The 21078-nt window shown below is 53.2% G+C and carries 21 protein-coding genes and 1 riboswitch; of the genes, 5 read left to right on the top strand and 16 right to left on the bottom strand.

Annotated features, from left to right (window positions below; translation table 11 throughout):
• Position 1: 1 nt before the first annotated feature.
• The 7 genes from sufD to KNP82_RS01615 form a co-directional block, all read right to left on the bottom strand.
• On the bottom strand, positions 2-1270 hold the full coding sequence (gene sufD, locus KNP82_RS01645) for a Fe-S cluster assembly protein SufD (protein WP_021065496.1): 1269 nt from the start codon (positions 1268-1270) through the stop codon (positions 2-4).
• A 12-nt stretch (positions 1271-1282) separates the two neighbouring features.
• Complete coding sequence (sufC, locus tag KNP82_RS01640) at positions 1283-2044, bottom strand: Fe-S cluster assembly ATPase SufC (protein WP_087576453.1); 762 nt, start codon at positions 2042-2044, stop codon at positions 1283-1285.
• 172 nt (positions 2045-2216) lie between these two features.
• A complete protein-coding gene (locus tag KNP82_RS01635) occupies positions 2217-3431 on the bottom strand; it encodes an MDR family MFS transporter (RefSeq protein WP_021065494.1) in 1215 nt (404 codons plus the stop codon).
• 101 nt (positions 3432-3532) lie between these two features.
• Entirely contained in the window at positions 3533-4366 is an 834-nt protein-coding gene (locus KNP82_RS01630) for a MetQ/NlpA family ABC transporter substrate-binding protein (RefSeq protein WP_029595094.1), read from the bottom strand.
• A gap of 30 nt (positions 4367-4396) precedes the next feature.
• Entirely contained in the window at positions 4397-5059 is a 663-nt protein-coding gene (locus tag KNP82_RS01625) for a methionine ABC transporter permease (protein ID WP_021065492.1), read from the bottom strand.
• Positions 5049-6077 (bottom strand): methionine ABC transporter ATP-binding protein, encoded by a 1029-nt coding sequence (locus tag KNP82_RS01620; protein WP_021065491.1) that lies wholly within the window; start codon positions 6075-6077, stop codon positions 5049-5051. The genes KNP82_RS01625 and KNP82_RS01620 overlap by 11 nt, the downstream gene beginning before the upstream one ends.
• Before the next feature lie 77 nt (positions 6078-6154).
• Positions 6155-6260: riboswitch (SAM riboswitch) on the bottom strand.
• Positions 6261-6712: 452 nt separating this feature from the next.
• Positions 6713-6970: a thioredoxin family protein gene (locus KNP82_RS01615; protein WP_021065490.1), complete on the bottom strand. Its 258-nt coding sequence runs from the start codon at positions 6968-6970 to the stop codon at positions 6713-6715.
• A 187-nt stretch (positions 6971-7157) separates the two neighbouring features.
• Here KNP82_RS01615 and KNP82_RS01610 point away from each other — a divergent pair, with 187 nt between their 5' ends.
• Positions 7158-8210, top strand: coding sequence for a PTS sugar transporter subunit IIC (locus KNP82_RS01610; protein ID WP_029595091.1), 1053 nt, complete (start codon positions 7158-7160; stop codon positions 8208-8210).
• A gap of 42 nt (positions 8211-8252) precedes the next feature.
• On the opposite strand, the gene gcvH is transcribed toward KNP82_RS01610, so the two are convergent.
• The 6 genes from gcvH to KNP82_RS01580 all read right to left on the bottom strand — a co-directional run bounded on the left by gcvH (position 8253) and on the right by KNP82_RS01580 (position 15301).
• Positions 8253-8636, bottom strand: a complete 384-nt coding sequence (gcvH, locus tag KNP82_RS01605) for a glycine cleavage system protein GcvH (protein WP_021065488.1) — start codon at positions 8634-8636, stop codon at positions 8253-8255.
• 39 nt (positions 8637-8675) lie between these two features.
• Positions 8676-9038 (bottom strand): arsenate reductase family protein, encoded by a 363-nt coding sequence (locus tag KNP82_RS01600; protein WP_058764079.1) that lies wholly within the window; start codon positions 9036-9038, stop codon positions 8676-8678.
• 45 nt (positions 9039-9083) lie between these two features.
• A complete protein-coding gene (locus KNP82_RS01595; RefSeq protein ID WP_021065486.1) occupies positions 9084-9812 on the bottom strand; it encodes a hypothetical protein in 729 nt (242 codons plus the stop codon).
• Positions 9813-9899: 87 nt separating this feature from the next.
• Positions 9900-11684 (bottom strand): acyl-CoA dehydrogenase family protein, encoded by a 1785-nt coding sequence (locus KNP82_RS01590; protein ID WP_029595088.1) that lies wholly within the window; start codon positions 11682-11684, stop codon positions 9900-9902.
• Positions 11685-11697: 13 nt separating this feature from the next.
• Positions 11698-12870 carry an acetyl-CoA C-acetyltransferase gene (locus KNP82_RS01585; RefSeq protein ID WP_021065484.1) on the bottom strand — a complete coding sequence of 391 codons (1173 nt, stop codon included), beginning with the start codon at positions 12868-12870 and terminating at the stop codon, positions 11698-11700.
• Positions 12871-12889: 19 nt separating this feature from the next.
• Positions 12890-15301 carry a 3-hydroxyacyl-CoA dehydrogenase/enoyl-CoA hydratase family protein gene (locus KNP82_RS01580; protein ID WP_214826849.1) on the bottom strand — a complete coding sequence of 804 codons (2412 nt, stop codon included), beginning with the start codon at positions 15299-15301 and terminating at the stop codon, positions 12890-12892.
• A gap of 214 nt (positions 15302-15515) precedes the next feature.
• Here KNP82_RS01580 and KNP82_RS01575 point away from each other — a divergent pair, with 214 nt between their 5' ends.
• From KNP82_RS01575 to KNP82_RS01560, 4 genes are all read left to right on the top strand, one after another.
• Positions 15516-16418 carry an SDR family oxidoreductase gene (locus tag KNP82_RS01575; protein WP_029595086.1) on the top strand — a complete coding sequence of 301 codons (903 nt, stop codon included), beginning with the start codon at positions 15516-15518 and terminating at the stop codon, positions 16416-16418.
• Positions 16419-16540: 122 nt separating this feature from the next.
• A complete protein-coding gene (locus tag KNP82_RS01570) occupies positions 16541-17095 on the top strand; it encodes a YcxB family protein (RefSeq protein WP_029595085.1) in 555 nt (184 codons plus the stop codon).
• Positions 17096-17152: 57 nt separating this feature from the next.
• Positions 17153-17425 (top strand): hypothetical protein, encoded by a 273-nt coding sequence (locus tag KNP82_RS01565; protein WP_029595084.1) that lies wholly within the window; start codon positions 17153-17155, stop codon positions 17423-17425.
• Between the two features lie 78 nt (positions 17426-17503).
• Positions 17504-17725, top strand: a complete 222-nt coding sequence (locus KNP82_RS01560) for a YcxB family protein (RefSeq protein WP_029595083.1) — start codon at positions 17504-17506, stop codon at positions 17723-17725.
• Between the two features lie 15 nt (positions 17726-17740).
• On the opposite strand, the gene KNP82_RS01555 is transcribed toward KNP82_RS01560, so the two are convergent.
• From KNP82_RS01555 to KNP82_RS01545, 3 genes are all read right to left on the bottom strand, one after another.
• Positions 17741-18658, bottom strand: a complete 918-nt coding sequence (locus KNP82_RS01555; protein WP_029595082.1) for a proline dehydrogenase family protein — start codon at positions 18656-18658, stop codon at positions 17741-17743.
• A 157-nt stretch (positions 18659-18815) separates the two neighbouring features.
• Positions 18816-19487 carry a PAQR family membrane homeostasis protein TrhA gene (gene trhA / locus KNP82_RS01550; protein ID WP_029595081.1) on the bottom strand — a complete coding sequence of 224 codons (672 nt, stop codon included), beginning with the start codon at positions 19485-19487 and terminating at the stop codon, positions 18816-18818.
• A gap of 95 nt (positions 19488-19582) precedes the next feature.
• Entirely contained in the window at positions 19583-21025 is a 1443-nt protein-coding gene (locus tag KNP82_RS01545; RefSeq protein WP_029595080.1) for a carbon starvation CstA family protein, read from the bottom strand.
• Between the last annotated feature and the right edge of the window lie 53 nt (positions 21026-21078).

Below are 21078 nucleotides of genomic sequence, written 5' to 3'. Positions count from 1 at the left end.
CTTAACGTACTTTCCCTTCGATGACTTCACGGAGACGGTCTTTGACCGACTCGATCGCGAGTTGCTCGACGACCGGGTTCAAGAATCCGTGAATGATCAACCGTTCGGCTTCTTTACGTGACAGACCGCGGCTCATCAAGTAGTAGAGCTGTACGTCGTCGACGCGTCCGACCGAAGCGGCGTGACCTGCCATGACGTCGTCCTCATCGATGAGGAGAATCGGGTTCGCATCCCCACGTGCCTTTTCAGACAACATGAGCACACGTTCCGTTTGAACGCCGTTCGATTTCGAAGCGCCATGGTGAATCATCGATGTCCCGCTGAAGATGGCCGTGGCCGAATCTTTTTGGACACCGTGAATCAAAATGAACCCTTCTGAAGACTTCCCGAAATGGTCCGTCCGGATGTTGAAGTTTTGTTTCTGTGCGCCACGACCGATCGTGACCGCTTTCGTGTCTGAGAACGTGTTGTCTCCGACGAGGTGCGTTTTCGTCTCGACGACCGAGTTGCCGTCATTCATGTGACCGAGCGCCCATTCGAGGCGTGCGTTCTCATAGACGACACCGCGGCGGTTCATGAACGATAGAGCCGACTCAGCAAGCTGGTCGACGCCACCGAAGACGACTTTCGCGTTCGCGCCAGCGAACACTTCCGTCACGGCGTTGACCGTGTGCGGCTCGTTCGTGTTCGAGAGGAAGCTCTCGACGTACGTCAATTCACTGCCTTCGTCTGCGACGATGATCGTGTGGTGATAGAGCGCGCCGTTCGCTTGTTCCATCGTGAAGATGGCTTGGAGCGGGTCTTTCAACTGAACGTTCTTCGGTACGTATAAGAACGCACCGCCGTTCATGAGGGCAGCGTTCAACGCAGACAAACGTTCTTCGTCCACGCGGACACCTTCCGTCATGAAGTATTTCTCGACGAGGTCCGGATGTTGTTCCATCGCTTCGTTGATGCCCATGAAGAGGACACCTTCTGGCGTCGCAAGTTCGTTGTAGACGACATGACCGTTGCGTTCAACGAGCACGTTTGTACGGTGGTCTCCAAGAAGTGCTTCGATTTCAGGCGTCAAGCCGTCATGCTTCGTGAGCTCGACGTCTCCAGAGACGAAGTCCCATTTATCAATCTTGATCTTTTCAACTTTTGGCAAGGCGAGAGTCGGCGCAAGTTCTGCTGCTTCTTTGCGACGGTTGACCATCCATGAAGGTCCACCGAGCGCCTCTGCACGTGCCGCTACTGCTTGTGCATCCAATTCAAATTGTACGGTCATCGTACAGCCTCCTTACGCTTCTGTGTCTACTGTCATTCCAAGATCTTGCTTCACCCAGTCGTAACCTTCTGCTTCGAGTCGTTGTGCAAGCTCTTTGCCACCTGACATGACGATTTTTCCGTCCATCATGATGTGAACAAAGTCTGGCTCGATATAGTTGAGGAGACGTTGATAGTGCGTGATGATCAAGCAGCCGAACTCTTCGTTGCGCATTTCGTTGACGCCTTTCGCGACGACTTTGAGCGCATCGATGTCAAGACCTGAGTCAATCTCATCGAGGATGGCGATGTTCGGTTTGATCATCATCATCTGAAGAATCTCGTTACGTTTTTTCTCTCCGCCTGAGAAACCTTCGTTTAAATAGCGGTGTGCCATTGCTGAAGGGATTTCAAGGACGTCCATCTTCGCATCGAGTTCACGGATGAACTTCATGAGCGAGATTTCTTGGCCTTCTTCACGGCGCGAGTTGATTGCTGAACGCAAGAAATCGGCATTCGTGACACCACTGATTTCAGCAGGATACTGCATCGCGAGGAACATTCCGGCTTGCGCGCGCTCGTCGACTTCCATCTCGAGTACGTCTTCACCGTTCAAATCGACGCTTCCGCCTGTTACTTCATACAATGGATGACCCATAAGTGCCGATGCGAGTGTTGATTTACCCGTTCCGTTAGGACCCATGATGGCGTGAATTTCGCCACCTTTAATTTCAAGATTAAGACCTTTGACGATCTCTTTTCCTTCGATTGAGACGCGGAGGTCATCAATTTTCATGTGTGGTACGTTAGACATTCGGATACCCCTTCCGTTTTCTCGCCATTTTTGGCGTAGATTAGATATATTCTAATCTTAATCTAGGCAATTTTTTATTTCAAGCGACTCACCTTATTATTCATTCTCAATAAAACATAAATGTTGAGAATGAGAATATCGGGAAATCAAGACATTATCCAACTTTTTCCTCGGTTAACGCCAAACTTGCTTTCCGTTCTTTCAAGGCGCCGGTGAAGAAGAAGGCGCCACACGCCGTCAATACGGCCAAGCTTCCAAACACTGGCAACGCTGCATTGTCGAATCCATCAAGCAACACTCCTCCGATGACGGGGCCAATCGTCTGACCGAGCGCCGTCAACCCCATCGCCCCGAAATACGTCCCGCGCAGATGGGCCGGTGCCAATTCGTCCGTCAACACGTCCGTCATCGTGAACATGAGCACCTCGCCGACCGTGAAGATGACCATCGCGACGAATAAAATCCACGTCTCGGTCGCGAAGCCGATCAGGAGGAGTCCCGACGACAGCGTGGCGACACCGAAGAAGAGTGACTTGATCGGTGAGACCCGCATCCCGAATCGCATAATCGGATATTGGACGACAAGGACGGTGATCGCATTGACCGTCAATAGATAGGCGAACAAACGCGAGCCGTCACTGAATCCGTCATGGAAAGCGATGAACTGTGGCAACGTCGCATTGAACTGACTATAGCCGATGATGGCAAAAATCATCCCGATGATGACGAAGCGGAACGTCTTATCTTGTTGTAACACACGGAACGTCTCCGTCAAGCGCGGCCGGACTTTGACGCCGTCCCCTTCCTCGAACGGATACTTTCGGAACAGTGTCGAAATGACGAGTCCGTACATCACGTAAACGCCCGTCACGACGAAGAAGGCGCTCTTTGCGCCGGTGAGCGACAAAACGACCGCGAGCAATGGCCCAATCGCCGCCGCGATATTGATTAAAAAGTAGCGGACGTTATAGACGATGACGCGCTGGTCCGGCTGCGTCGTATCGCTGATGAGCGCGCGAGACGCCGGTTCGAGGAACGACCGCGACACACCCATGAGTACCGAAAATATGTAAAACCAAAATAATTCTGTCACGAGCGCGAAGCCGCTGAACGTCAAGGCGTTCAAGACGATGCCGATCAGCATCAACTGTTTGCGCCCGTACCGGTCAGACAGCGTTCCCCCGAAAAAGCTCATGAACAGACCCGATAGCGCCGAGATGGCGAACACCGTCCCGATGACACTCGCCGAGAAACCGAGCGTCGCGAGATAAATCGCAAAAAACGGCATAACAAAAAATGTCGACAGCCGGGCAAAAAATGTGCCAAACAAGACACCCAGCGTCAGCGGATGAATGTGTCGTATGTTCATCCGGATCCCCCCTTTTCCTACATATATGTAGTGTACTTCTATTGGTGAACCAAAACTACTCCAAATAAAAAAGGCCCGGGATAGCCCGGGCCTTGACGAAATTATTGTTTGACCGGTACGACCGCACCTTTGTACTCATCCAAGATCCACTGTTGTGTCTCTTCTGACGTGAGGACTTCAAGGAGTGCTTTGACGCGCTCATCATCTTCGTCGCCTTCACGTGTGACGATCAAGTTGACGTAAGGTGAATCTTCGCCTTCGAGAGCGATTGCGTCTTCGAGTGGGTTGAGGCCGGCATCAATCGCGTAGTTCGTGTTGATCAGGACCGCGTCCCCTTCACCGTTGTTGAACGCTTGCGGGAGAAGTGCCGCTTCGACGTCCGTCTTGAACTCCAAGTTTTTCGGGTTGTCGACGATGTCTGAAACCGTCGCGTCCGTTGTCTTGCCTTCCGCGAGTGTAAGCAAGCCTTCAGATTGAAGCATCGTGAGGATACGTCCGTGGTCAGCGACCGACGAGCTCATGATGATTTCCGCGCCTTCTGGAAGCTCATCGAGTGACGCGTAGTCTTTCGAGTACACACCGATCGGCTCGATGTGAACGCCGCCGGCTGAAGCGAATTTGTAGTCTTTGTTTTCAGCCATTTGCGACTCGAGGTACGGCTCGTGTTGGAAGTAGTTCGCGTCCAACTCCCCGTCTGCGAGCGTCTTGTTCGGGAGGACGTAGTCTTGGAACTTCTTGATTTCGAGCGTATAGCCCTTCTCTTCGTATTCGTCTTGGACGTGCTCTAAAATCTCAGCGTGCGGGACGTTTGATGCGCCGACGACGAGTGTCTTGTCATCGCCTGAACCTGATTCTGAATCCCCACCGCCGCAAGCCGCGAGAATCGTAAGTGCTGAAGCTGCCGTTAAACCGAGTACTGTTTTCCATGATTTCATTATAAAACCCCTCCAAATTTTCTATTTAGATTAAGCAGAACGCTTATCAATTACAGATACGAGTCGATCGCCGATGAACTGAATGACGAAGACGATGACCAAGATTAAGACGGTCGCGACGAACGTGACGTCACTTTGTGAACGCTGGAATCCTTCGAGGAACGCCAAGTTCCCGAGTCCTCCACCGCCGACGACCCCTGCCATCGCCGTGTAACCGACGATCGCGACGATCGTGACCGTGATGCCTGACACGATGGCCGGCAATGCTTCTGGGAACAACACTTTATAGACGATCTGCCATTTTGTCGCACCCATCGACTCAGCCGCCTCGATGACGCCGCGGTCGACTTCGCGAAGCGCGAGCTCGACCATCCGCGCATAGAACGGGGCCGCACCGATGATCAGTGCCGGCAGTGCTGCCGTTGACCCGAGCATCGTCCCGACGACGAGTAACGTGAACGGGATGAGCAAGATAATCAAAATGATGAACGGGATCGACCGGAAGATGTTGACGACCGCGCTGATGACCGTGTAAATCGGACGGTTCTTCATCATGAGCGGCTCGTTTGTGACATATAGGAGCATCCCGAGGGCGAGACCGATGACGAACGTCGCGGCTCCGGCGACGAGCGTCATATAGAGCGTCTCCCACGTCTGTTCTAACATGACTTGCCAATCTACATTAGGAAACATCGCTTTCTACCTCCACTTCCACTGCCTGTGATCGGATTGAGGCGATGGCCCGCTCGACTTCAGCCGGCTCTCCGATCAATTGGATGAATAATGTCCCGAGGGCACCGACTTGTGACTGCGTCACGTTTCCGCCGATGATGTTGAAGCCGATGTCATGCTGCTTCAACACTTCCGACAGAATCGGTTGTTCGGCCGTCTCGTTCAAGAATTTGAGCTTGACGATTTGACCGCTCGGATAACGAGCTTTCAAATGTTCGAACGTGAGCGACATGTCTTCGACCGCGCCGATCTGTTTGACGAACTCTTTCGTGATTGGCTGTTCCGGGTGTTGGAACACGTCGGCGACTTGCCCGGTCTCGACGACCTTTCCGGCCTCCATGACGGCGACACGGTGACAAATCTTTTGGATGACGTGCATCTCATGGGTGATGAGGACGATCGTCAACCCGAGTTTCTTGTTGATGCTGACGAGCAGTTCGAGAATCGAATCCGTCGTCTTCGGGTCGAGTGCGCTCGTCGCTTCATCGCAGAGGAGCACTTCTGGATTCGTAGCGAGCGCACGGGCTATCCCGACTCGCTGCTTTTGGCCGCCCGATAGTTGTGACGGATAGCTGTCTTCTCGTCCGGCGAGGCCGACGAGCTCGACGAGTTCTTGGACGCGGCGTTTGCGCTCGCTCGCCGGTACCCCGATGAGTTCGAGCGGGAAGCTGATATTCTCAGCGACTGTGCGCGACCATAACAAGTTGAAGTGTTGGAACACCATCGAGACGTTTTTACGTACCCCGCGTAGTTCCTTTGGTGTGAGCTTCGTCAGCTCGCTGCCGGCGACCACGATTTCACCGCTTGACGGTGCCTCGAGTCGGTTGAGCAAGCGGATGAGCGTCGACTTCCCCGCACCTGAATATCCGATTATTCCAAAAATTTCGCCGCTTTCGATTGTAAGCGACACATCATCGACCGCCTGGACCCGACCGTTTTTCGTGTCGAACCATTTGGCCACATTGCGTAATTGAATCAATCCATTTCCCTCCTGACAACAAAAAAAGTACGCACGTTTGAGCAAACGTGCGTACTTTATCGTACGGACAACGATTGCTCTCATCTTCCAAGGTTCTCACCTTGCTGGAATTAGCACCATTTCGGATTGCTCCGCGGTTGCTGGGCGTCATAGGGCCAGTCCCTCAGCCTCTCTTGATAAGAGTGGTTGCGTATTCGATTAGCCTTATCATAGCGACATATTATTTTCATGTCAAACTATTTTATGCGAAAAAATAAAAAAGGTGCCATCCGAGGATGACACAGAACGTAGCACCTTGAGTCACTGAAGGACAACCCATAGATGAACCTCTTTTGCCCGATCAGAGCATTCATCCTTATATGGGGGATTTTTACCCAACCATCACTCGGTCTTCGAACGGACCATGCAATTACGCGACCGGTGCCCCGACGCTTGATTTTTTTGGGGGACAATCGAAGGGAAGGTCCACCTGAAATCGCGTAAGCTCATGCAGCGGTTGTTCGAAAACGTCTTGATGACGGGAAAATCTCGTCCTATGTTGTGTTCAAGTAAGATGTTGTAATGAATATATCATTCGTGAACTTTCTGTGTCAACTGATTATTTAAAATTTTCAGATTATTCTAATCATCCTATCTCATTTAACGAAAGATAGGACGTGCTGGACGTTTTGAAACGCGTACAAACGATCGCGAACTTGGCCATTCTCCAGCTTCAATAGCGCCGGGACACTCATAACCTGATATGCCTCGAGCTCGTTCGGGATAAAGTTGGCATCGCGTTTTTCAATCTTCAATTCTGGGTCGACCGCCTCGACGACCGAGAGCATCCGCTCGGCCACGGCGCATGTACCGCACATTGGGGCGTATATATATAAGAATCCGTCTGTCATCATTTTGCTCACCTCTCTTCTAAGTATATGAATCCGGCCCAGTCGGTTCAAAAGTTGTGCTCAAATGGAAAATTCTGAACATTTCAACATTTCTTGTTGACGCTCAGCAGAAAGAGGCATAGTATGGTCATTAACTTTATCGCTTTTGTACATAACAGCAAACCAGTAGAAAAGGACAGGTGAATCCCCAATGACGGAAGAGAAGCTTACCGGAAAACAATTTTTAATGAACGTCTTGAACGGCCTCAGTCTTGCCATTCTCATTGCCCTCATCCCGAGCGCTTTGCTCGGTGAATTAACGAAAGCCATCTTGCCGTATTTTCCGTCCTTGCAGTTCATCTTAGATGCGACGACGATTGCGATGCGCCTCTTACCGGTCATCATCGGTGTCGCCGTCGCCATGCAGTTCGGACGCTCGGCGCTCGAGGCCGGGACGATCGGCATCGCGACCCAGGTCGGAAGTGGCGCCATCCGCATCGAGGAAGGAGCGTTCCTCATGGCCGGAATCGGTGACGTCATCACGGCCGGTGTGACGGCCGCTCTCGCGACGTTCCTCGTCATGCAGTTGTCGCCACGCTTGAAGACATACACGGTGCTCGTCTTGCCGATGACGGTCATCGTCGTCGCTGGAGGTATCGGGGCGTTCCTGCTCACATACATCTCACAAATCACGACGTACGTCGGAACGATCATCATGACGATGACGGAACTGCAGCCAATCGTGATGGGCATGTTGATCGCGATGGCGTTCTCGCTCATCATCGTCTCACCAATCTCCACGGTCGGGATTGCCACAGCGATCAGCCTGTCTGGTGTCGCTGCAGGGGCCGCCAACCTTGGCGTCGTCGCTGCCGGCTTCGGTCTCGCCATCGCTGGCTGGCAGATGAACGCGACCGGAACGTCGATCGCCCACTTCCTCGGCTCACCGAAGATTCAAATGGCGAACTTCGTCCGTCGTCCGATCATGATGTTGCCGGTACTCGCCAATGCGGCCATCCTTGGAGCGCTCGCAGGTATCCTTCGGATTGAAGGCACGCCAATCAGTGCCGGATTCGGCGTCTCGGGTCTAATCGGTCCGGTCAACGCCTTGCATTTGATGCCGGGAGGATTCGCGCTCTGGAACGTCATGCTTGTCGTCGTCTTGTTCGGGCTCATCCCAATCGCACTCGGGATTCTGTTCTATCGTTTGTTCAACCGGACGTCGCTCATCGAGCCTGATCATTACCGTCTCGACTTCGATTAATCAAAAAGACCCGGCTTCTCGTAAAGAGAAACCGGGTTTTGTTTAGCCTTGAATCATCGCTTCGTATTCTTCGGCTGACATGAGCTTGTCGACGTCTGACGCGTCGTTCAACTCGACTTCGATCATCCAAGCGCCTTCGAACGGTGCTTCGTTGACGAGTTCTGGTGAATCGGCAAGTGATTCGTTCACTGCTGTGATTTTCCCAGAGATCGGTGCGTAAAGCTCTGATACGGTCTTGACCGATTCAACCGAACCGAATGGCTCATCGAGTAAGATCGTGCCACCGACTTCAGGAAGTTCGACAAAGACGATATCCCCTAGTTCGCTTTGTGCGAAATCCGTGATCCCGATGCGGGCGACGCTTCCGTTCACTTCCACCCATTCGTGCTCTTTTGAATAACGTAGATTGGCAGGTACTTTGCTCATCTTAACTTCCCCCTCAAATGAATTAGACTCACACGAGTATTATAGCACTTCGCCCCAAACGTCTGTAAACGACTTTTCTGAAAATCCGACAGTTGATTTTTGACCATCTGTCACGAGTGGGCGCTTTAAAAGCATACCATTGCTCGCAAGAAGCTCGAGTTGTTCGTCTTCTGATAGATTTGGTAGCTTGTCTTTAATGCCTTCGTTCCGATACACTTGTCCGCTCGTATTGAAGAATTTTTTAAGCGGGAGACCCGACTGTTTCCATAGTTCAGCCAACTCGTCTTTCGACGGCGTCGCCTCGACGATATGGATATATGTATAGTCGATGCCGTTCTCTTTCAACCACTTCTCTGCTTTTTTACACGTACTGCATGGCGGATAGCCATATAGTGTCACCATGTTCATCACCTCTCCTGTTACTGTAGCATATTCCGATTCGTCGGTTCATGTTTCAAGCAAGCGCACAATCTCTTGCTTGAGCGCCGGATTGACCGAGTGGTGCGCCTCGATGTGGCGGAGGATGGCTGCGGCCGCCTCGACCGATTTTCCGTAACCGGGTAACCACTCCTGTAGACGTGCGACGAGCTCCGGATGTGTCCCTTCGACCCGTCGCGTCGGGTTGAAGGGGTCGCTCGTCTCCCCGTACGCGATTAACACGTTGTTGACAGCCGCGACTTGAATGAGTTCGAAGCCAGCGAGCTGTTCACCGCGCCGTTCCCGGAGCAGTCCGACGTATAGGTTCGTCAGTGCCTCCTCGTAGCGATGTGCGGCGTCTGAAGGGCGTGTGACAAGCTTCGGCGTCGCAAACGTGTCGAGCGCCTCGTCACGTTGCCAGACGACACGCCCCGGTGTATAAGCGATTCCAGGCATCTCTACGATCTCGAACACGGCGAACTCGGCGTAAATGCCGTCCTCATACATGACCTTGTGCCCGTCTTTCGTGTTTTGGAACTGGTACGCCAACGGCTCGACCGCGAGCCAGTCCAAATTGTCGATGAAGCGGGCCTTATGCCCGTCCTCGACGATCAAAAAGAAATCGAGGTCCGAATAGTCGTCGAGCCGATCCATCTCAAGTCCAATTGAACCGAGCGCGAGGAGCATGAGCGTGCCCTCATGCTTGGCGACCGAGCGGCCGATTGCATCCATCCGTTCTAATAAGTCATCTCGTTTCATGCGTATCCCCTCCTTCGTCCATTGTATCGTCCGCAGACAGGAAAAAGAAAGGGCCGACCGCGTCCGGCCACCCTTTCTCTCGCTTGCTTATACGATGAACTTGTTCGCTTTGATGAGGCTCGCTGCGACTTCGCGCTTCGTGCCGATGACGTTGATCGGCTGATAGCGGCTGAACTTCTTCATCGCCGACAAGAGCATGCGCTGCTCGTCGCCCGATGCGGCCGCATACAAGACTTCTTTCGCCATGAGTTCGACTTGCTTGAACACTTGCTCGGCGAAGATTTCTGTATAGCGGACTTTCTGCTGGTTCTTCTCAGCGCCTGTACGGGCGATGGCTTTCTCCGTCCGCGCGATGGCCGCTTCAAGCGCATAGATGGCGCTGATGATGTCGGCAATCTTCGCGAGAATCTCTTGTTCGTTCTGGAGGGCCTGCTGATATTTCTGGACGGCCGTTCCGGCGATCATCAAGTTGATTTTCTTCATGTTCGACAGAAGCATCTTCTCACGTGCGAGCGGCGACCCGTCAAGCTCTTGTGGCATGTAGCTCATGAGCTCTTTCTGGAGCTTCTGTGCTTCGGCGAGAAGCGGCAAGTCGCCTTTCATCGCTTTCTTAAGGAGCGTGCTCGGTACGATCAAGCGGTTGATTTCGTTCGTTCCTTCGAAGATGCGGTTGATGCGTGAGTCACGGTACAAGTTCTCGACTTCATATTCAGTCATGAAGCCGTAGCCGCCGTGGATTTGAACCGCTTCGTCGACGACGTAGTCAAACGTCTCCGAGGCGAACACTTTGTTGAGTGAACATTCAATCGCGTATTCGGCGATGGCTTGGGCAACTTTCGAACCGTCGCGCATGTTGTCGTCGCCTAGCGCGTCGAGGCTGTCTTGGAACAGACCGCCCGTCCGGTAGACCGAGCTCTCCATCGCATAAATGTTCGCAGCCATCGTCGCAAGTTTCTCTTGGATGAGCGGGAACTGACTGATCGGTGTCTTGAACTGTTTGCGCTCGTTCGCGTACTGGACCGAAAGATCGAACGCACGTTTCGACGAACCGACCGCACCGACCGCAAGTTTGTAACGACCGACGTTCAAGATGTTGAAGGCGATGACGTGGCCTTTGCCGATTTCTCCGAGGAGGTTGTCGACTGGGACTTCGACGTCTTCTAAGATGAGCGTCCGTGTCGATGAGCCTTTGATGCCCATCTTCTGTTCTTCGGCGCCTGTCGAGACACCTTTGAATTCACGCTCGACGATGAAGGCGCTGAACTTGTCGCCGTCGATTTTCGCGTAGACGACGAACACGTTCGCGAAACCAGCGTTCGTGATCCATTGTTTCTCCCCGTTCAAGACGTAGTGTGTGCCGGCTTCGTTCAAGACGGCCGTCGCTTTCGCACCGAGCGCGTCCGAGCCTGAGCCTGGCTCTGTGAGCGCGTAGGCGGCAATCCATTCGCCAGTTGCGAGTTTCGGCAAGTACTTATGCTTTTGCTCTTCTGTCCCGAAGAAGACAATCGGGAGCGTCCCGATGCCGACGTGGGCGCCGTAGCTGAGGGCGAATGAACGCGCTTTGGCGAATCGCTCTGTGATGATCGATGACGAGATTTTATCGAGCTGATAACCGCCATACTCTTCTGGCACGTCCGCGCCGAGGAGGCCGAGCTCGCCCGCTTCTTTCAACAGTTCGACCGAGAGATCGAACTCGTGTTTCTCGATGCGTCCAAGGACAGGCATGACACGGTCGTCGACGAAGCTCGCCGTCGTGTCGCCAATCATTTTGTGCTCATCTGAGAAGTCTTCCGGTGTGAACAAACGATCCGCGTCGAGTGCGTCGATGACGAAGCTACCGCCTTTAATCAATTCGTGTTCTGTACGTTCCATTGTCAATTCCCCCTTATAGTAATTCGAAGACGCCAGCAGCACCCATACCGCCACCGATGCACATCGTCACAACCCCATACTTTTCATTGCGTCGTTTCATCTCATGCAAGATCGAGACCGCGAGTTTCGCGCCCGTGCAACCGAGCGGATGCCCGAGAGCGATCGCGCCGCCATTGACGTTCACTTTCGACGGGTCGATCCCGAGTTCACGGATGACGCCGAGCGATTGGCTCGCGAACGCCTCGTTCAATTCGAACAATCCGACTTCTTCAAGCTTCACGCCGGCCATCTCGAGCGCTTTCGGAATGGCGACGACTGGCCCGATTCCCATCACTTCCGGACGGACACCACCGACCGCGAACGAGAGGAATTTCGCCATCGGTTTCAAGCCTTGACGTTCGGCTTCTTCGCGCTCCATGACGAGCACGGCCGCTGCGCCGTCTGACACTTGTGACGCGTTCCCCGCCGTCACTGAGCCCTTAATTTTAAACGCCGGACGCAGTTTACCGAGCGCCTCGAGCGTCGAGTCGGCACGGACGCCTTCGTCATGTTTGACGACGAATTCACGTTCCGCGACTTTCCCGTCTTCGCCGAGCACTTGCTCGACGACCGTGACCGGGACGATCTCTTCTTCGAACTTGCCGCCCGCAATCGCCGCCGCCGCTTTTTGGTGGCTGTCGATCGCGAACAGATCTTGGTCTTCGCGCGAGATGTTATATTCGGCCGCGACACGTTCTGCCGTGTGGCCCATGCTCATATAGTATTCCGGTGCCGTCTCCATGATCGTCGGGTTCGGACGGATGACGTGTCCGCCCATTGGGACGAGACTCATCGATTCCATACCGCCGGCGATGACCGCCGTCGCTTGGCCGATCATGATTTTCGCTGCCGCGTCGGCGATGGCTTGGAGGCCTGACGAGCAATAACGGTTGATCGTGATGGCTGGTACTTCGTGCGACAAGCCGCCCCGGACGGCCGCGTAGCGGGCGATGTTCATCCCTTGTTCCGCTTCCGGCATGGCGCATCCCATGATGACGTCGTCGATTGGTCCCGTGTAGCCAGACCGCTCGAGCGTCGCTTTAATCGCATGACCCGCGAGTTCGTCCGAGCGAACATTTCGGAACGAACCGCGTTTTGCTTTTCCGACCGGCGTTCGTGCGCCGGCCACGATGACTGCTTCTCTCATCTGTTAAGTCCCCCTTTTGTCAGTTCCGAAGTGGCTTGCCTTTGACGAGCATATGTTGCATCCGTTGCTGCGATTTTGGTTCCCCGATGAGGCTTAGGAACGCCTCGCGCTCGATGTCGAGGAAGTACTGCTCGTCGACCATCGTACCGTATGCCAAATCGCCGCCGCTGATGACGTGGGCAAGTTTTTTCGCAATCTTCAAATCGTGTTCAGAGATATAGCCACCGTAGAACATCTCGTACGCCGCGAGTTCGAGCGTCGCTTTCCCCGTTCGACCGACGACCGGCAACTTCTCACGAACCGGTGCCGTATAGCCGTCAGCGAGACCGAGTACCGTCTGTTTCGCATCGAACGTCAAGTGGTCGCGGTTCATCGAGATGCCGTCGATCGGACGGTGATAGCCGAGCGCTTTCGCGTCATAGGCCGATTTCGATACTTTCGCCATGGCAATGTTTTCGAACGTCTGTTGCGCCGCTTTCTCGATGTTTTGCATCGACTTCGGCGTCTGCTCGAGGAGTCGACGGTACGTGTTGACGTTTCCGCCCCCACCTGGGATGAGGCCGACACCGACTTCGACGAGACCCATATATGTCTCGAGCGCCGCCTGCATGCGTGCGGCCGGCAAGCTGATTTCTGTCCCACCGCCGAGCGTCATGCCGTAAGGCGCGACGACGACCGGGCGACCCGCATAGCGAATCTTCTGGACGACTTGTTGGAACTTGTTGATGATCCAGTCGAGCTCGTACCAGTTCTCGTCTTCCGCTTCCATGAGCATCATCGCGAGGTTGGCGCCGACACAGAAGTTCTTGCCGTCGTTGGCGAGGACGAGTCCTTTGAAGTCTGTCTCGACGAGGTCGATTGACTGTTCAATCATCTGCATGATATCGACACCGATCGCATTGTTCGGTGACGTGAACTCGAGAGCGACGACGTCGTCTCCGATATCGATGAGGCGGGCCCCACCGTTCTCGAGCACGATGCCGTTCGACTTGGCGAGCGGCGCGAGTTTCACTTCTTTCGGGTTGACGGTCTTCTCAACGTACGTCTGTGACGCTTGGTCGTAATACTGGTCTCCCTTATAGAAAGATGTGTGTCCGGCAGCGAGCATCTCGTCGATCCACGCCGGGACGTCATAACCTTCCGCTTTCATGCGGGCGACCGATTTCTCGACACCGAGTGCGTCCCACGTCTCGAACGGTCCGAACTTCCAGCCGAAGCCCCACTTCATCGCGTCATCGATAGCGACGATCGAATCACTGATTTCGCCTGTGAGACGAGCCGAGTAGACGAGTGTCTTCGCCGTGACCGGCCAGAGCAGTTGTCCGATGCGTCCTTTGTTCAAGATGGCACCTTTCAACTTCGCTTTCGAGCCCGGGAGCGATTTGATTTGATCGAGCTCTGGGCCTGTAATCGCTTTCAATTGCTCGTACTCGAATGTGTGAAGGTTGAGTTCTTGGATGACTCTGCCGTCTTTCTTATAGAAGCCTTGTCCGGCCTTTTGACCGATCCAGCCCTTCTCGACGAGCGTCTTCATTTCAGTTGGGACGTCGAACGTGTCCTTCTCTTCACCTGCGTCGAGTGTCTCATAGACGTTACCAGCGACGTGGACGAACGTATCGATGCCGACGACGTCGAGCGTACGGAATGTCGCCGATTTTGGCCGGCCGATGAGCGGTCCGGTGATCGAGTCCATCTCGCCAATCGAGGCGTTCTGCTTGAGCATCTCTTCGAACGTGACGAGGAGTCCGTACGTACCGATGCGGTTACCGATGAAGTTCGGTATGTCTTTCGCCTCGACGACGCCTTTCCCGAGACGGTCCTCCGCGAAGCGGGCCATGAAATCGATGACCGGACGTGCCGTCTGCTCCGTCGGGATGAGTTCGAGCAGTTTCAAATAACGTGGCGGGTTGAAGAAGTGTGTTCCGAGGAAACGTGTCTTCAAGCCTTCCGGCAATACGCTCGCCATCGCCTCGATCGAGATACCAGACGTGTTCGAGCTGAGAATCGCATCTTCACGGATGTAAGGTGCGATTTTTTCGAACAGCTGTTGTTTCACGTCGAGCCGTTCGACGACGACCTCGATGACCCAGTCCGCTTCCTTCAAGCGCTCGAGATCATCTTCTAAGTTCCCCACGTCGATGAAGTTCAAGTGCTCCGCTGTCGCGAGTGGTGCCGGGTTTTGTTTCAATAGCTTCTGACGGTTCTCGGAAGCGATGCGGTTCCGCACTTCTGGTGATTCGAGCGTGAGCCCTTTCGCTTCTTCTTTCGCCGTCAATTCACGTGGTACGATGTCGAGCATGAGCGAACGAATCCCCGCGTTCGCCAAGTGAGCCGCAATCCCCGCCCCCATTACTCCTGAACCGATGACGACCGCAAAACGGATATTGCTCGTCAAACGGAGGTCGGCTGATTGTTCGATGTGACTCGTCATATTGTTCCCCCCTCAATGAGAATGAATAGTGATTCATTTCAAGCGTAAAAAAAATCGCAATCACCATCGTGTTTACTCTTCTATCATAAATGAATGACAATTCATCCGCAAGCGTTCATTTTTCAAATTCGTTCCAATTTCACTGAGGACGATTTATTTCTCGGTCACTGTGGTATAGACACAAAGAGTCAATTTTAGAAAGGGGAATGTATACATGAGTGATAATCGTTTAAACACAGTGGGGAACCGACATGATTTTGAATCGTTCAAGAAGGACGGCCAAGAGCAGGCCCATCAACCGGGGATCGACTCGAAGATGGAGCCGTTCCCGATCTATGAGCGTGAAGGCTATAAAGGAAGCGATAAACTAAAAGATAAAGTGGCCATCATCACAGGCGGCGACTCGGGAATCGGGAAATCGGTCGCCATCTTCTTCGCCCACGAAGGCGCGAACACGGTCATCGTCTATAAAGATCAAAACGAGCTCGAGGATGCCGAGGCGACGAAAGAGCGCATCGAGGAACTCGGCCAAGCCTGTCTGTTGCTACAAGGGGACATCGGCGACTCGGCCTTCTGCCAAGACGTCGTCAAACAGACGCTTGAGACGTTCGGACATTTGGACATCCTCGTCAACAATGCCGCCGAGCAACATCCGCAGGAGTCGCTCCTCGACATCTCGGACGACCAGCTCGAGCAGACGTTCCGCACGAACATCTTCAGCATGTTCTATTTGACGAAAGCCGCCCTTCCATACTTGAACGAAGGCGCGAGCATCATCAATACGACGTCAATCACGGCGTATGAAGGTAACGACCAATTGATCGACTATGCGTCGACGAAAGGTGCGATCACGGCGTTCACGCGTTCGCTCGCCAAGAACTTGGCCGAGAAGAAAATTCGCGTCAACGGCGTCGCACCAGGTCCGATTTGGACGCCGCTCATCCCAGCGACGTTCCCGGCAGAAAAAGTCGCCTCGTTCGGTGACTCGGCCGAGATGAAACGTCCGGGCCAACCAGCGGAACTCGCCCCGGCTTACGTCTATCTCGCGAGCGACGACTCGACGTACGTCAGCGGGCAGGTCATGCACGTCAACGGTGGTACGGTCATCAACGGATAATATTGTCGCAGGCCCAGTGTTTAGTCACTGGGTCTTTTGTATGGAAAATTCATCCATCCTATGTTAGCGTAATTTGCAGGCGTTAGCTTGTCATTTAGACGACAGAAAGGAGCCAATGATGGATGATTCATTATCGATTGACACAAGATGATTTTTTCACGTTACAAAAGAACTTCATCGAAAACTCGGTTCCCGATAAACGAAAATCTATACTTGTCACGCTCGTACTCATGTTACTGACCGCCTTTTACGGATTTGCCCTCGCGATTGGCTTTTTACCGCAAACGCTTTCCGCCCCTGTCATCATCGCACTCGCCGTCAGTGCCGCTGTGGTGCCGGCGCTACTCTTATTCCCTCTCTTCAAGAAAGTGTATTCCACGATGAGGTTGAGACAGTTGCGATCCATACTTCGACAGGACTCGAAATGGCCACGTGATGTCACGTTGTCGATCCATGAGGACGGGATTGAAGTCAATTCGCTCCACAATGCCGTCAACAAACGGGTTCAAGTCGCGTGGGAAGCGATTGGACGAGTGAACGAGGACGAGACCCATCACTATATATTTATTGAAGCGGCGGAAGCGATTATCGTCCCGAAGCAAAACCGGATGCTCGACGAGACGGAGCGAATTCGAATGAATGATTTGCTACAAAAACACTTAGGCATCACACTCTAAGCGACAAAGGTATTCAATCTGGACGTAATTATGACGAATCACAAAGGAGTGGATGCAATGGTCACCACGTATAAACTGACGTTTGACGATTTTTTAGCTTTCCAAAACGACATGATTCACCATTCCGATCAATATAAACGAATTCGCAGCGCATGGTTGAGATATATGAACATCCCGCTTTTCGCTCTCGGTTATGCAGCCGCATTCTTCCTCGTACCGCGCCCCGAGTCGACGATTGCCTTTTTATTGATTACGGTCGGAATCGGGCTGCTGTTCGCGCTATTACTCAGACCGTTGCTAAATGATTTGCATGCCCCGCTCGCCCTCTAGCAAACCCGTCGTGTCCTCAACAAACAGGACACTTGGCCAAAAGACGTCACGCTTCAACTTTCTGATACGCACATCGAAATGCAGGCCATTCGTGGCAACATCCATCGAACAACTCAAGTCCCATGGGCATCCATTCTCAAAGTGAACGAGAACGAGACGCATCGCTTCCTTTATTACGAAGAGGATGAGGCGTTGATTATCCCGAAAGTAAAAGATGGGGTCACAGAAGTCGAACAGAGTGAAATCGAGCGGATCCTCGACAAACATATGAACACAGAAAAGCACACGAGTTCACATTGAACTCGTGTGCTTGTTTCATTTCTTGACCATTCCTTTTAAGACGAACGCGACGTTCGCCGGACGTTCCGCGAGGCGGCGCATGAAGTAGCCGTACCAGTCACGGCCGTATGGCACGTAGACACGAACTTTGTAGCCTTGGCGGACGAGCTCGAGTTGACGCTCGACCCGGATGCCATATAGCATTTGGAACTCGAACTGGTCGAGTGGGATATTGTTCAGTTTCACATGCTCGATGACCGCATCGATCATATGGTCGTCATGTGTCGCGATAGAGGCGTAGTTCCCGTTCGCAAGATGGAGTTTGACGAGCTTCAAGTAGTTGTGGTCGACGTCTTCCTTCTCGGGGAATGCGACCGTCGCCGGCTCTTTGTATGCCCCTTTAACGATGCGAAGGTTCGGCTTGAGCGGTGCGAGATGATTGATGTCATCTTCCGAACGGTACAAGTATGACTGGATGACCGTCCCGAGTCCCTCAAAGTCGGCTTTCAACTTTTTGAACAAGTCGAGCGTCTTCTCGCAGCGTGTCTCGTCTTCCATGTCGATGGCGACGAACACACCGACCGCTTGCGCTGTCGTCAAGATTTGACGCATGTTGTCTTCAATCAACTCGTCCGAGATGTCGAAGCCGAGTGACGTCAACTTGAGTGACATGTAGGCGTCGAGCTGCTCTTCTGCCATAATTTCAATCGCCCGGATGATTTCATCGCGGTTCTCGTTCGCTTCCGCGACCGTCGTGATGAACTCCCCTAAATGGTCGACCGTGACCGATAATCCTTTCGCGTTCAACTCGCGAATCGTCGGTACCGACGTCTTAAAATCTTCCCCCGCCACAAAGCGCGAAGCCCCGAACCGAAGCCCGTATTTTTTAGCCAAACTGTTGAGTGTTTTGTTTTGAGACATGTAGATAAATCCATCGCGCAACACTTTTTCCATCTGATTTTCCCCCTTACGTTTACACCCATCTATCTCTATGACGATGTCTGAAATTATTATGACATACAAACGTCAATTCGTCTGTAATTTTGTAATCGTTTTCAGGATTTCATTTCCCTCTATTCAGAAAAAACAGACGCCCCGCAGGACGTCCGTTTCACAGGCCCGTATTCGGTGCCACATAGAGCAAGATACTAAGGAAAACGAACACGCTTCCGGCTAGGACGAACAAGTGCCAAATCGCATGGTTGAACGGCAACTTCTGCCATACGTAGAAGATGATCCCGACCGAATAGGCGATCCCTCCGGCGAGGAGCAACATGAAGCCGTTATGACCGAGCGACTCGTACAGCGGGCGGATGGCGATGAGACAAATCCAGCCGAGGCCGAGATAGGTCACGTTCGACACCCACATGTATTTCCCCGTCGAGAACAACTTCCAGACAATACCTAGCACGGCGACGCCCCAAACGATCCCGAACAACGTCCAGCCGAGCGTCCCTTTGAGCGACACGAGCGCGAACGGCGTATAACTCCCCGCAATGAGTAAGTAAATCCCGGCATGGTCGAACACTTGGAGCACGCGCTTCGCCCGTGGGTGCGGAATCGCATGCATGAGTGTCGAGAACAGATACAGTAAAATCATCGATGCCCCGAACACGCTCACCGCGATGACATTACCTGTGCTTCCCGTCTCGGTTGCCGTCATGACAAGCAGAACGAATGCGACGATGCTGAAGATGACGCCAAGCCCGTGGGTGATGGCGCTCGCAATCTCTTCTCCAAGCGTATCGGCATGGAGCATGTCTTTTAGCTTCTCTTGATCCATTCAGGTCCCACCTTTCAAATCTATTCCTCTAGTATGGTCATTTCCCGATTTCAACGCAAATAAAAACATGGGCCGAAGCGACCCATGTCTGTGAATTATGCGACTTCCTTCACCGGAACGTCACATTCCATATTTTGTGCTCGCATCGCTTTCGCGCGCATGTGGAACAAGACGAGCAACGTGATCGTCCCGATGGTGGCGATGACGTACGGGATGACCCCATCCATCTTGAAGCCGATCGGTGCCGTCAAAATGTAGAACCAGACGGCATACAACATGAACGTCCCTGGGATGAGCGCGATATAGTGGTTGCGCCCTTTGATGTACAAGTACATCGCCCCGACGAACAAGGCGATGACCGCCGTCGTCTGGTTGGCCCAGTTGAAGTATTGCCAGAGCACCTGGAAGTCCATGTTCGTGAGCGCGTATGAGATCACGAAGAGTGGAAGTGCGATCCAAAGGCGTGACGAGAATTTCTTCTGCGCGATGCTCATGTAGTCGGCGATAATCATCCGCGCGCTACGGAATGCCGTGTCACCTGACGTGATTGGCAAGACGATGACACCGAGGATGGCGAGTGTGCCGCCGATGCTGCCGAGCATGAGTGTCGCCACTTCTTGAACGACGAGTGCCGGTGTACCCGTTTGAATCAACCCGAGCAATTCGCCTGGCTCAAAGATGGCCATGGCTGCCGCGGCCCAAATCATGGCGATGACCGCTTCGACGATCATCATGCCGTAGAAGATTTCACGGCCATTGCTTTCTTTCATCGTCGTCCGCGAGATGATCGGTGACTGCGTGGCGTGGAAACCAGACAACGCCCCACATGAGATGGTGAAGAAGAGGAGCGGCCAAATCGGCAAGCCATCCGGATGCATGTTCGTGAGTGTCATCTCTGGAATCTGGTAGCCTTGTGCGAACAGGCTGACAGCGATCCCGACGGCGCTGATCATGAGGAGCGCCCCGAAGAACGGATAGATGCGTCCGATGATTTTATCGACCGGAAGGAGCGTCGCCAAGATGTAGTAGGCGAACACGGCGAAGATGACGATCGTGAGCGTCGTCGCATTGCCGTCGAACAAGTTGTTGATCATATTACTCGGTGACGTGACGAATACTGTCCCGACCAAGAGTAAAAGCAAGAGTGCGAACCCGTTGACGACGTGGCGGAGCGAGCGGCCGAGGAACTTCTCAGCGAGTTGCGGCAAGTGCGCTCCGTTGTTACGAAGCGAGATCATGCCCGTCAAATAGTCGTGTACCGCTCCCGCGAAAATCGACCCGAAGACGATCCAGAGGAAAGCGACCGGTCCGTATAGCGCCCCCATGATCGGTCCGAAAATCGGTCCGACGCCGGCGATGTTCAACAACTGAATCATCGAGTTCCGTTTTTTCCCCATCGGCACGTAGTCGATGCCGTCCTGTGACGCATAGGCAGGCGTCGTGCGTTCTTCTTTGATGCCGAACGTCTTCTCGACATAGCTGCCGTACACTTTGTACCCGACGAATAAAATCGCCAAGGCAATAAAGAATGTAATCATGTGTGCTGTCCCCTTTTGTGCATATGTAGCCGATCCCCGTCGGCCCCGAAAAA

The sequence above is a fragment of the Exiguobacterium sp. s26 genome, assembly GCF_018618235.1.
Lineage (GTDB): Bacteria > Bacillota > Bacilli > Exiguobacteriales > Exiguobacteriaceae > Exiguobacterium > Exiguobacterium chiriqhucha.
This window is presented reverse-complemented; position numbering and strand designations above follow the sequence as displayed.